Origin of the sequence: Streptomyces cahuitamycinicus, from assembly GCF_002891435.1 — a bacterium.
In the GTDB taxonomy this organism is placed as follows: Bacteria; Actinomycetota; Actinomycetes; order Streptomycetales; family Streptomycetaceae; genus Streptomyces; species Streptomyces cahuitamycinicus.
Map to the genome: position 1 here is coordinate 1 of NZ_POUC01000253.1, position 11832 is coordinate 11832.

General features: G+C 72.5%; 12 protein-coding genes. 7 read left to right on the forward strand and 5 right to left on the reverse strand.

What is annotated here, in order from left to right:
• Window positions 1-41 precede the first annotated feature (41 nt).
• The 3 genes from C1J00_RS27855 to C1J00_RS27865 are packed head-to-tail and all read left to right on the forward strand — an operon-like array spanning window position 42 to window position 1319.
• Window positions 42-584 carry an NUDIX hydrolase gene (locus tag C1J00_RS27855; protein ID WP_102911766.1) on the forward strand — a complete coding sequence of 181 codons (543 nt, stop codon included), beginning with the start codon at window positions 42-44 and terminating at the stop codon, window positions 582-584.
• A gap of 10 nt (window positions 585-594) precedes the next feature.
• Window positions 595-987 (forward strand): YidH family protein, encoded by a 393-nt coding sequence (locus tag C1J00_RS27860; RefSeq protein ID WP_102911767.1) that lies wholly within the window; start codon window positions 595-597, stop codon window positions 985-987.
• Window positions 984-1319 carry a DUF202 domain-containing protein gene (locus tag C1J00_RS27865; protein ID WP_102911768.1) on the forward strand — a complete coding sequence of 112 codons (336 nt, stop codon included), beginning with the start codon at window positions 984-986 and terminating at the stop codon, window positions 1317-1319. The genes C1J00_RS27860 and C1J00_RS27865 overlap by 4 nt, the downstream gene beginning before the upstream one ends.
• Before the next feature lie 53 nt (window positions 1320-1372).
• Here C1J00_RS27865 and C1J00_RS27870 read toward each other — a convergent pair whose 3' ends face one another.
• Window positions 1373-2317: an NADP-dependent oxidoreductase gene (locus C1J00_RS27870; RefSeq protein WP_102911769.1), complete on the reverse strand. Its 945-nt coding sequence runs from the start codon at window positions 2315-2317 to the stop codon at window positions 1373-1375.
• Between the two features lie 199 nt (window positions 2318-2516).
• On the opposite strand from C1J00_RS27870, the gene C1J00_RS27875 reads away from it, so the two are divergent.
• Both C1J00_RS27875 and C1J00_RS27880 read left to right on the forward strand, forming a co-directional pair.
• Window positions 2517-3551 carry a phosphotransferase family protein gene (locus tag C1J00_RS27875; RefSeq protein ID WP_102911770.1) on the forward strand — a complete coding sequence of 345 codons (1035 nt, stop codon included), beginning with the start codon at window positions 2517-2519 and terminating at the stop codon, window positions 3549-3551.
• Window positions 3552-3556: 5 nt separating this feature from the next.
• Complete coding sequence (locus C1J00_RS27880; protein WP_102911771.1) at window positions 3557-4771, forward strand: acyl-CoA dehydrogenase family protein; 1215 nt, start codon at window positions 3557-3559, stop codon at window positions 4769-4771.
• A gap of 132 nt (window positions 4772-4903) precedes the next feature.
• Here the strand turns inward: C1J00_RS27880 and C1J00_RS27885 are convergent, their stop codons facing one another.
• From C1J00_RS27885 to C1J00_RS27895, 3 genes are read right to left on the reverse strand one after another with little or no spacing between them, the layout of a single operon-like run.
• Complete coding sequence (locus tag C1J00_RS27885; RefSeq protein WP_102911776.1) at window positions 4904-5497, reverse strand: TetR/AcrR family transcriptional regulator; 594 nt, start codon at window positions 5495-5497, stop codon at window positions 4904-4906.
• A 28-nt stretch (window positions 5498-5525) separates the two neighbouring features.
• Window positions 5526-7190: a class I adenylate-forming enzyme family protein gene (locus C1J00_RS27890; RefSeq protein ID WP_102911772.1), complete on the reverse strand. Its 1665-nt coding sequence runs from the start codon at window positions 7188-7190 to the stop codon at window positions 5526-5528.
• A complete protein-coding gene (locus tag C1J00_RS27895) occupies window positions 7187-7960 on the reverse strand; it encodes an SDR family oxidoreductase (RefSeq protein WP_102911773.1) in 774 nt (257 codons plus the stop codon). The genes C1J00_RS27890 and C1J00_RS27895 overlap by 4 nt, the downstream gene beginning before the upstream one ends.
• A 223-nt stretch (window positions 7961-8183) precedes the next feature.
• Between C1J00_RS27895 and C1J00_RS27900 the strand changes: the two genes are divergently transcribed.
• Both C1J00_RS27900 and C1J00_RS27905 read left to right on the forward strand, forming a co-directional pair.
• The gene (locus C1J00_RS27900; protein WP_102911774.1) at window positions 8184-9419 is read left to right on the forward strand and encodes an exo-beta-N-acetylmuramidase NamZ family protein; all 1236 of its coding nucleotides are present in this window, start codon (window positions 8184-8186) and stop codon (window positions 9417-9419) included.
• 92 nt (window positions 9420-9511) lie between these two features.
• Window positions 9512-10828: a serine-threonine protein kinase gene (locus C1J00_RS27905; protein WP_102911775.1), complete on the forward strand. Its 1317-nt coding sequence runs from the start codon at window positions 9512-9514 to the stop codon at window positions 10826-10828.
• A 158-nt stretch (window positions 10829-10986) separates the two neighbouring features.
• Here C1J00_RS27905 and C1J00_RS27910 read toward each other — a convergent pair.
• A partial coding sequence (locus C1J00_RS27910) for a penicillin acylase family protein (protein ID WP_146046269.1) occupies window positions 10987-11832 on the reverse strand: 846 nt, incomplete at its 5' end.

The following is an 11832-nucleotide window of genomic DNA, read 5'->3' on the forward strand; positions in this document are numbered from 1 at the left end:
GCCCCACCCCGCCGACGCCCGCGTCCTGCTTGGATGAGGGCATGAGCGCCGCCGACGAGATCCTCGACATCGTGGACGAGCACGACCAGGTCATCGGGCAGTCCCCCCGCGGCGAGGTCTACGCCCGGGGACTGCGCCACCGCTGCGTGTTCATCCAGGCCCGGGACGCCGAGGGCCGCATCTTCGTGCACCGGCGCACCGCCACCAAGCTGGTCTTTCCCTCCCTCTACGACATGTTCGTCGGCGGGGTGGTCGGCGCGGGCGAGTCCTACGGGACGGCGGCCCTGCGCGAGGCCGAGGAGGAACTGGGCGTGAGCGGCCTGCCGCAGCCACGGCACCTCTTCACCTTCCTCTACGACGACGGCTCCGGCCAGAGCTGGTGGTCGGCGGTCCACGAGGTGCGCTGCGAACTGCCCGTGCGGCCGCAGGCCGAGGAGGTGGCCTGGTACGGCTTCCTGCCCGAGGCCGAGGTCGAGCGACGCCTGACCGACTGGGTGTGGGTGCCGGACGGGCTGGCGGCGTACGAGCGGCTCAAGGCGTTCCGGTCGGACGGCTCGGACGGAGCCGGACGGAGCGCCAGGTAGGGTCGCGCACGTGATCGAGTTCGTACGGAACGTCCGGTTGTGGTTCGTGCCGACGGAGGTCCGCAAGGACGGTGAGACGCCCGACTACCGGTTCTCGCTGGCCAACGAACGCACCTTCCTGGCCTGGCTGCGCACCGCGCTCGCGCTGATCGGCGGCGGCTTCGCCGTGGACCAGTTCCTGCCGGACCTGCGCTGGGCCTGGCGGGTCGGGCTGGCGCTCGCGCTGCTGGCCGCGGGCGCGCTGTGCTCGCTGCGGGCCGTCAACCACTGGGTGCGCTGCGAGCGGGCCATGCGCCGGGGCGAGGACCTGCCGGTGTCCCGGTTCCCGGCGCTGCTGAGTCTCGTCGTCGCGGTCGTGGCGGTCGCCATGGTCCTGGTGGTGCTTGTGAGGTGGGAGGGGTGAGCACGCCGGCCGCCCGCCGGCAGGACCCAGACCGCGACCCCGGGCTGCAGCCCGAGCGGACCCGGCTCGCATGGCGGCGTACGACACTGTCGGGCAGCGTCGTCGCCGTACTCGCGGTGAAGACCGTGCTGCACGGCGGGGCGTCGGCGGCGGGGGTCACGACGGGCGCGCTGTGCTGTGTGCTCTGGCTGGGCTTCCTGAGCATCGCCCACCGGCGCGTCCGCACCCTCGCGGCCACCCCGGCCCCCGTGGCTTTCGCGCCCCGGCACGCGGCGGCCGCGGTGCTGTGCACGGTGGCGATGGCGGTGTGCGGGGTCGCCCTCGTGCTGTAGGGGTGCCGTGCCCCGCTCCTCGTGTTCTGGGGGCGCCCGTACTGCCCCGCTCCTCACTCGCCGTCGCTCTCCCAGTCCACCGTCACGACGATCTTGCCGCGGGTGCGGCCCTCCTGGTTCAGCCGGTGCGCGTCCGCCGCCCGCTCCAGCGGGAACGTCTCGTCGACGTGCACGCTCACCACGCCCTGCTCCGCCAGGTCGGCCAGGCGCTGGAGGTCCCGCGCGTCGGGGCGGACGAAGTAATAGCGGCCGCCGTAGGCCACGACGTCGTTGTCGGCGATCGACACCAGGCGGCCCTCGGGGGCCAGCAGGTTCGCCGACACCTTCAGCGCGTCCCCGCCGACGGTGTCGAAGACGGCGTCCACGCCTTCCGGGGCCAGCCCGCGCACCCGCTCGCCCAGGCCCTCGCCGTACACCACCGGCTCCCCGCCGAGGCCCCGCACGAAGTCGTGGTTGGACTCGCTCGCCGTACCGATCACCCGGGCACCGAGGTGGACGCCGAGCTGCACGGCGATCGAGCCGACGCCCCCGGCCGCGGCGTGCACCAGGACGGTCTCGCCCCGCTTCACCTGGAGCACCTCGATCAGCACCTGGTAGGCGGTGAGCCCGACCAGCGGCAGCCCGGCCGCCTCCTCGAAGGAGAGGTTGCGCGGCTTGCGCGCGAGGGTGCGCAGGGGTGCGGCCACGTACTCGGCGAAGGTGCCGCGGGAGAGGAAGTCCTCGCGGACGTACCCGATGACCTCGTCCCCGGCGTCGAACTCCGAGACGGCAACGCCGGGCCGCACCACGACGCCCGAGACGTCCCAGCCGGGCACCACGGGGAAGACGGGGGCGAGGATCCCGTCGAGGTAGCCCTCGCGGGCCTTCCAGTCCACGGGGTTCACGGCCGCCGCCCGCACCTTCACCAGCACCGCGTCCGGGCCGACCTTCGGATCGCGGACCTCCCCGAACGCCAGTACCTCGGGTCCGCCGTACCGTGAGTAGCTGATGGCCTTCATGGGTCCGACCTTCCAGTCTCCCCACGCGCCGCGCAAGCCGGATGGCTTGAACGAACCGGCCGAAGCCTCCCCCGGCGCCGTGTGGAGGTCGTCGTCCGCCTATCGTGGCTCCGATCACGTTTCGGTCCCGCTCTGGACGACATACCGACCGGTCGGCATCATGAGTCGGGAACTGTCCGCCTGCCCGTAGGAGCCACGCATGAGCCCCGACCATCCGCCCGGACTGGATCTCGACCGGTTGCGCGGCCTGCTCGACCGCGAGCGGCCCGGCCTGGTGAACGGCCCGCTGGCCGGCCGGCTGATCGAGGGCGGACGGTCGAACCTCACCTACGCGGTCTCCGACGGCGCCTCCCGGTGGGTCGTGCGCCGGCCCCCGCTCGGCCATGTCCTGGCCACCGCGCACGACATGAAGCGCGAGCACCGGGTGATCAGCGCGCTGCACCCGACCGCCGTGCCGGTCCCGGAGCCGGTGCTGCTGTGCGAGGACGAGGAGGTGCTCGGCTCGCCGTTCTACGTCATGGAGTTCGTCGACGGCACCCCGTACCGCACCGCCGACCAGCTCGGCCCGCTCGGTCCGGAGCGGACCCGGGGCGCGGTGCTGAACCTCGTCGACACGCTGGTGGAGCTGCACGCGGTCGACCCCGGCGAGGTGGGTCTCGCGGACTTCGGCCGGCCCGAGGGCTTCCTGGACCGGCAGCTGCGGCGCTGGGGCAAGCAGCTGGACGCCTCCCGCAACCGCGACCTGGACGGCATCGACGAGCTGCACGCGGCCCTCGGGCGCGAGCTGCCCCGCTCCCCCGCCCCGGCCGTCGTGCACGGGGACTACCGGCTCGACAACGTGCTGATCGGCGAGGACGACTCGATCCGGGCGATCCTCGACTGGGAGATGTCGACGCTGGGCGACCCGCTCACCGACCTCGGCCTGCTGGTGATGTACAGCATGCCGCTCGGCATGCCCGAGTCCCCCGTCTCCACGACCGCCGAGGCCCCCGGGCATCCGGCGCCGTCGGAACTCATCGAGCGGTACGCCGCGCGCTCCGGGCGCGACGTCTCCGCGGTCTCCTGGTACACGGCGTTCGCCTGGTTCAAGCTCGCCGTGATCCTCGAAGGCATCCATTACCGCTACACGCTGGGCCAGACGGTCGGGCCCGGCTTCGACCGCATCGGCGACCTCGTGCCCGTCTTCGTCCGGCACGGACTCACCACGCTCCACGAAGGCCTCCAGGAGGGCTGATCCACATGGACTTCGCTTTCGACGCGCGCACCGAAGAGCTGCGCGCCAAACTCCTCGCCTTCATGGACGAGTACGTCTACCCGGCCGAGGCGGTCGCGGAAGAGCAGCGCGCCCGGCTCGCCTCGCCGTGGGAGACCGTGCCCGTGGTGGAGGAGCTCAAGGCCGAGGCCCGCAGGCAGGGCCTGTGGAATCTCTTCCTGCCGGACTCCGAGTACGGGGCCGGGCTGACGAACCTCCAGTACGCGCCGCTCGCCGAGATCATGGGCCGCTCCCCGCAGCTGGCGCCGACGGTGACGAACTGCGCGGCGCCCGACACCGGGAACATGGAGGTGCTCACCCAGTTCGGCGACGAGCAGCAGCAGAAGCAGTGGCTGGAGCCACTGCTCGCCGGGGAGATCCGCTCGGCTTTCGCGATGACCGAGCCTGATGTGGCCTCCTCCGACGCCACCAACATCACCACGCACATCGAGCGGGACGGCGACGAGTACGTCGTCACCGGCCGCAAGTGGTACATCTCCGGGGCGATGCACCCCGACTGCAAGGTCTTCATCGTGATGGGCAAGACCGACCCGGACGGGGAGGACATCCGCCGCCAGCAGTCGATGGTGCTGGTGCCGCGCGACACCCCGGGCGTCACCATCGAGCGGGCCATGCGGGTGTTCGGGTACGAGGACCACTACCACGGCGGTCACGCCGAGGTGACCTTCGACCACGCGCGCGTGGCGGTGTCGAATCTGGTCGGTGAGGAGGGTGGCGGTTTCGCCATCGCGCAGGCGCGGCTCGGCCCCGGACGGATCCACCACTGCATGCGGCTCATCGGCATGGCGGAGCGGGCCATCGAGCTGATGTGCCGGCGGGCGGTGTCACGGACCGCGTTCGGGAAGTCGCTGGCACAGCAGGGCGTGGTGCACAACTGGATCGCGGACGCGCGGGTGACGGTGGAGCAGCTGCGGCTGCTGGTGCTGAAGACCGCGTGGCTGATGGACACGGTGGGGAACCGGGGCGCGCACACCGAGATCCAGTCCATCAAGATCGCCACGCCCCGGGCGGTGGTTGACATCCTCGACCGGGCGATCCAGCTGCACGGCGCCGGCGGGATGAGCCAGGACTTCCCGCTGGCGGAGCTGTACGCCGGGGCGCGGACGCTGATGATCGCGGACGGGCCGGACGAGGTGCACCAGCGGTCGCTGGCGCGGCGGGAGCTGAAGCGCTACCTGTGACGTGGTGCGGGCGGTGGGGCATCGCCTCCACCGCCCGTGCGTTTCCGGCGGGCGAGGACGGCCGCCCCGGGGTGTTGGCGGGATGTGGAACCCACGAGCGCCTGACGGCTCCCCAGGGCGCCGGGGCGGCCGCTACGGGCGCAGGGCGCGCAGCAGCAGATCGGCCAGGTGGTCCGCGACCTGCCGGGGTGTGAGGGGGCCGTCGGGGCGGTACCACGTCGACAGGTGGTGGACCGAGCCGAAGTGGTAGTCGACCACGAGGTCCGCCGGGGTCGTCCGGGAGAAGACGCCCGACTCCTGGCCCTCCTCCACGAGCGCGCGGAAGCGTTCGTGGTAGCGGCGGCGTTCGGCGCGGACCTGCTTGTCCTTCTCGGGGCTGAGATGGTGCATCGACCGCCAGAAGATCATGGCGTCGTCGAGGTTCTCGATGGTCGTCACCACGACGTCCGCGGCGGCGTGCCGCAGCCGCTTCTCGACCGGCTCGTCGGCACCGGCCACGGCGTCCAGCCGCTCCTGCTGGATGCGCAGCACGCGCGCGTACACCTCGTGCAGCAGGTCGTCCTTGGAACCGAAATAGTGGTACAGCGCTCCCTTGGTGACGCCGGCCGCCTCGACGATCTCCTGCACCGAGGTGCGGTCATAGCCCTGCTCGGCGAAGAGCCGGGTGGCGGCGGCGAGGAGCCGCTGAGGTACGGGCGTGCCGTCCGAGTCCGTGGTCCTGGGCACTGCCGCCACCTGCCTTTCCGTTCTGTTGTCAGTCGCCTTGCGTACGGGAACGAAGCTCCCGACGGAGGATCTTCCCACTGGCCGTCTTCGGCAAGTCCGGCAGGATCTCCACCTGGCGCGGGTATTTGTAGGCGGCCAGTCTCTCCTTGCAGTAGGCGGCGAGTGCATCCGGGTCCGTGTCGGCGTCCGGACGCAGACTGATGTAGGCCTTGACCGTCTCGCCGCGATACCCGTCGGGCACCCCGACGACGGCGGCCTCGCGTACCGCCGGGTGCGTGTAGAGGACGTCCTCGACCTCGCGCGGCCACACCTTGAAGCCGGACGCGTTGATCATGTCCTTCTTGCGGTCGACGACGTAGAGCCAGCCCTGCTCGTCCATGAAGCCGATGTCGCCGGTGCGCAGTTCGGCGCCGGGGAACGTGGCGGCGGTGGCGTCGGGGCGGCGCCAGTAGCCGGGCACGACCTGCGGACCGGCGACGACGATCTCGCCCTGCTCGCCGAAGGGCACCTCTTCGCCGGCGTCGTCGATGATCCGGACGACCGTGTCGGGGCCGGGCAGCCCCACGGCCAGGGTCCCGGACGCCGGGTCGACCGGCGCCTCCAGGCCGGGCGGCACGGAGGCGCAGGGTGCGGTGCACTCGGTCAGGCCGTAACCGTTGCGAATGTACGGCCCGAAGCCGGCCCGGAACTTCTCCACCAGTGCGGGCGGCAGCGGGGCCCCGCCCGAGGAGATCACCCGGAAGGAGGAGAAGTGGTCGGGGGTGACGGAGGGGTGGGCGGCCAGCGCCATGAAGGCCGTGGAGGGCCCGACGGTGTAGTGCGGGCGGTGCTCGGCGAACGCGTCCAGTACGACGCCCGACTCGAAGCGGTAGGCCAGTACGAGGGTGCCCGCGCTGTTCAGGCAGGCCCCGAGCTGGCAGACCATGCCGGTGATGTGGAACAGCGGCGCCAGCGCGAAGTACACCGGCCGCTCGGGCAGACCGAGCCCGGTCCGCTGCCGCTCGGCGTTGTACATGATGTTGCCGTGCGTGTTGGTGGCGCCCTTGGGCGTGCCGCTCGTGCCGGAGGTGTAGCTGATCAGCGCGATGTCGGAGGCGCCCGGCTCCCGGTCCTCGGGCGCCTTGTGCCCGGCCCGCGCGACGGCTGTCAGGTCGTCGGCGTCCGGGGCCTGCGACAGGCGCTCGAAGGTGAGTACGCGCGCGTCGCCGCGGCTCTGGAAGTCCAGCTCGCACCCGGTGAGCACGATCCGCACGGGCGAGTCCGTCGCCGTTTCGCGCAGATACGACTCCCAGGCCCGGTCCGAGCAGATGAGCGCGGCGACCTCGCCGTCCCGCAGGACATGGGACACCTCGCCCGACTTGTACATGGGGTTGACGGGCACGACGACCGCACCCGCCTTCCACGCGCCCAGCAGGGCGAGCACGAAGTGCGGGGAGTTCTGCAGCAGCACCGCGACCCGGTCGCCGCGTCGGAGTCCGCGCGCCGCGAGGTGCCCGGCGACGGAGTCGCTGAGCTCGTCGGTCTCCCGGTAGGTCAGCCGGCCGTCGAAGTAGGCCAGGAAGTCACTGTCGGGCGTCTCGGCCACGGCCCGTCGCAGGGCGGTCACGAGGGAGCCCGCGGGCCTGATCGCGCCCTTCTGCACCTCGCTGAGCAGGGCGAGCCAGGGCTTGGCCGCGTAGCGGGACACGGTCATCGGCTCTCCTCCCACTGCTGCTGGATGCGGTTCATGCCGGACAGCCACCGGTCGGGGTCACCCGCCCGGGCCTGGTGGTAGGCGGCGACCTCGGGGTGCGGCAGGATCAGGAACCGGTCCTCCTCGATGCCCTGGAGCAGGGCGTCCGCGACGGCCTCCGGCTCGATGGCGGTCGACTGGAGCACCAGGTCGCCCGCGCTGCCGGTGGCGGCCAGCATGTCGGTGCGCACTCCCTGCGGGCAGACGGCGTGGACCTTCACGCCGCGGTGCCGGTAGGTCAGCGACAGCCACTCGGCGAAGGCGAGCGCGCCGTGCTTGGTGACGGCGTACGGCGCCGCCCCGATCATGGTGAGCAGCCCGGCGGCGGACACGGTGGAGACGAACCGCCCGCTGCCGCGCTCCAGCCAGGCGGGCAGCAGGGCGTGGGCGGCCCGGACGTGGGCCATCACGTTCACGTCCCAGGAGGCGGCCCAGGCCGTCTCGTCCAGCGGCCCGCCGGCGGTCCCGCCCTCGAAGGCGACACCGGCGTTGGCGCAGTAGACGTCGACGGTCCCGTCGAGTGCGTCCCGGGCCTCGGCGACGATCGCGGAGGCATCGCCGGGCAGGGCGATGCCGTCGATCTCGTCCGCGACGCCCTTGGCCCGCCCGGCGTCCAGGTCGTTGACGACGACCCGGGCCCCCTCGGCGGCGAAGCGCCGGGCCAGCGCGGCCCCGATCCCGCCTCCGGCCCCCGTGACAACGACTCCGGCCCCTTGAAAGGCTCCCACCATCGGTCTCCTCAGTCGCGGCTCTGCAGTGGCGCCAGACTAACCGGTCGGTATGTACCAGGGAAGGGGCCGGCTGACAACGCCCCTCGAAGGGGCGCGGGGCTGTACCCCGATGCGGCTGCGCCGGGTGGGCGCGACAAGCCACAGGTGGCCGGCGGCCTCCCCACGGCCCGCGGGAGCGCATACCGTGCCCATGCCGGCCGTCCCCGCTCAAGGAGGTCACCGCATGCGCCCTTCCAGACGAGCCGTACTCACCAGCGCCACGGCGGCAGCCGTGTCGGCCACCTCCACCGCGGCCGCCGCCCAGCGCCGCAGGCACCCGCGCACCGGCTTCGAACGACTCGCCCAAGACGGCTACACCCTGCTCGACGGCCAGAAGGTCGGCATCGTCACCAACCCGACCGGCATCACCCGCGACGTCCGGCACATCGTCGACGTCATGCACGGCGACAACCGAGTGGATCTCAGGGCCGTCTTCGGCCCTGAACACGGCTTCCGCGGAACCGCCCAGGCCGGCGGCTCCGAGGGCCGCTACGACGACCCGGCGACCGGCCTGCCCGTCTACGACACGTATCTCAAGAGCGGCCGGCCGCTCGCCGACGTGTTCACCGCGTCCGGCATCGACACGGTCGTCTTCGACATCCAGGACGTCGGCGCCCGCTTCTACACGTACATCTGGACGCTGTACGACTGCATGGAGGCCGCCGGGCTCGCCGGCAAGCGGTTCGTCGTGCTGGACCGGCCGAACCCGGTGACCGGCCGGGCGGCCCTCGGCCCGGTCCTGCACAAGGAGTTCGCCACGTTCGTCGGGCGGCAGCCCATCGCCCAGGCCCACGGGATGACCGTCGCCGAGCTGGCGCGGCTGTTCAACGGCGAGTTCCTGACCGAGCCCGTGCCGCTGGAGACCGTGACGATGCCGGGCTGGAAACGGTCGGACTTCTACGACCACTCCGGACTGCCCTGGGTGCCGCCGAGCCCCAACATGCCGACGCCGGAGACGGCCCTGGTGTACTCGGGCACGTGCCTGTTCGAGGGCACGAACCTGTCGGAGGGGCGCGGCACGACCCGGCCGTTCGAGCTGCTGGGCGCGGAGGGCGTCGACCGGCACTGGGCGGCCGCCGCGAACGAACTCGCCCTGCCCGGGGTGCGGTTCAGGGAGGCGTACTTCGCGCCCACCTTCTCCAAGTTCCAGGGCCGGACGGTCGGCGGTGTGCAGCTCCATGTGCACGACCGGGCCGCGTTCGATCCCGTACGGACGGGGATCGCCCTGCTCGTCACCGCCAAGCAGGTCTGGAGCGGTTTCGCCTGGCGCCCGGACAACTGGATCGACAAGCTCACCGGTTCCGCGCGCGTGCGCACGATGATCGACGCGGGTGCGGACACCGACGAGGTGGTGGCCGGGTGGCAGGAGGACCTGGCGGCTTTCCGGAGGATGCGGCGGAAGTACCTCCACTATCGCTGAGCCGAATGCGCCCGTGACGTATGGCCAAGCTCCCCCGTTGGCAGGACGATGCGCCCACAACGCGCGCGTCACCCGGGGCTAGGGGGCCTGTCATGGCGGATCCGGCGATGAGCGTGACTCCCTACTGGGAGGTGGCCTTCGACGCGGACGGGGACCCTGAGGGCCGCCGGCGCGACCGGCTGCTCGCCGGGGTGACCGAGCGGGGCGTGCGCGATCTCATCGTCTTCGCGCACGGCTGGAACACCGACCGCTCGGGCGCGACCCGCCTCTACGACCGCTTCTTCGCGCCCGTGCCGCGGCTGGCCCCGGCGGCCCGGATCGGGTACGTCGGCGTGCTGTGGCCGGCGATGCGGTTCTCCGACGAGCCGATCCCGGACTTCCCCAGGGCCGTGGCGGCCGGGCCGCCGAGGCGCCCGGAGCTGGACAAGGACACCCGTCACGCCCTGCTGGACGCCTTCCCGGGCCGGGCGATCCTGGTCGACCAGATCGCCCGGCTGCTGGAGCAGCAACCGCCGGAGGAGGCGGAGCTGGAGGAGTTCGGGCGGCTGGTGCGGACACTGGTGGAGGTGGTGGCGCCCGGGCCGCAGGCGCTGTTCGCCGCGGACACGCTGGCGGAGGGCGTGCCGCAGAGCGAGCCGGAGATGTTCGCCGGGTCGTCGGCGGCGGCCTGCGAGGAGTTCGCACGGGCGCTGGCGGAGCTGGAGGCGCCCGGGGCCCAGCAGGAATTCAGGCTCCCCAACCCCTGGGACGGTGCGCACGAACTGCTGCGGCAGGCCACCTACTACGCGATGAAGCGGCGCGCGGGGACCGTCGGGGAGCGAGGGCTCGGCCGGGTCGTCGGGCAGCTCGCGAAGGCGGCGCCGGGTGTGCGGGTGCACCTGGTCGGGCACAGCTTCGGGGCGCGACTGGTGTCGTTCGCACTGCGCGGCCTGCCCCAGGGCGTGCGCACGGTGAAGTCGGTGACGCTGCTCCAGGGCGCGTTCTCGCACTACGCGTTCGCGGCCCGGCTGCCGCACGACGCCCGGGCGGGAGGGGTGCTCCAGGGACAGCAGAACCGCGTCGACGGCCCCCTGGTGTGCTGCCACTCCCGGCACGACGCGGCCCTGGGCACGATGTATCCGCTGGCCTCGCGGATGACGGGCGACAGCCGGTCGGCCGCGGAGCCGGTCATGGGGCGGGTCCTGGGCGCGAAGTGGGGCGCGATGGGTTACGACGGAGTGCAGGCCGTGCCGGGCACGCGCGCGTACACCCTCGCCGAGGCCCTGGCGGCGAAGCTGCCCGCGTCGGGCTGCGTGAACGTCGACGCGGCGGCGGTGGTCAGACGCGGCGGGCCGCCGGCCGGCGCGCACAGCGACATCCTGCACGCGGAACTGGCCCGCCTGGTCCTGACGGCGGGCCGGGTCCGCTGATGGAGGACTGCGGATGCCGGGCCGCCCGCGCCAGGTCGGCGCGGGCCCGCTCGGCGTCGACCCGCCGCCAGGTGCGCAGGTGACACCCTGCACGCGGAACCGGCCCGGCTGGTTCTGGCGGCGGGCCGGGGTCCGCCGGCCCGCCGCCGGGCGTGGCGTCACCGGTGTGAGGTGAACTCCACGACCTGCTGGTAGGTCGGCCGGTTCTGCCAGCTGATCTTGCCGTGCTTGATGCCGCCGAGGGTGCGGTGGTTGATCGAGTCGGCGCACCACTGGTCGCCCGCCGCGCAGACGTCGTCGCCGGGGTAGACCTGGGCCGCCGTCCTGCCGGCCGCCGCCTTCAGGGTGCTGACGAGGGTGTCCCGGCAGGCGCCGAGGTTGCCGTCGCCGCAGTACGTCCGGGCCAGCGGCCCCTTCACCTGCTCCCCGAGGACCGCGCGGATGTCCTTGTCGACGTAGCTCCACCAGCCGTACTGGAAGGAGCTTCCCGCGTGCGACCCGGTCGGGCCGTGCCCGGCCGACGGGGCCTCGTCGACGGGGAGGTTGGCGGTCATGGCCCCGTAGAGCCCGCTGCCGAGGCCGGGTTCGAACTCGGCCTTGACCAGCAGGGGCCACCAGGCATCCAGGATGCGGATCGCGTCGGCGTCTGCGTACTTCTTGGAGCCGGCGGCGGTCTCGGTGCGTTTGGCACCGTTGGCCACCCAGGTCCGGAGCTTGGTCACGGCGGCCGCGGCGGCGGGGTCGGTGACCGGTGCACCGGTCACCACCTTCAGCAGCTTGGGCAGGACGTCCTCCGCCCGCAGATCGGCGAGGCCCGCGTCGGCCATGGCCCGCACGAGGGCGGCCCGGGTCACCCCGCCCTGCTGGACGAGCTTCTTCACCCGGTCCTCCAGGAGGTTGCCGCGGTGCACGGACCCGTTGCCCCAAGGTGCGGTCGTGTAGTCCCGGGCCTGCTTGTTGTTCCAGGAGACGTAGTAGTCCTGGTCGGTGGATTGGGGGTGGGC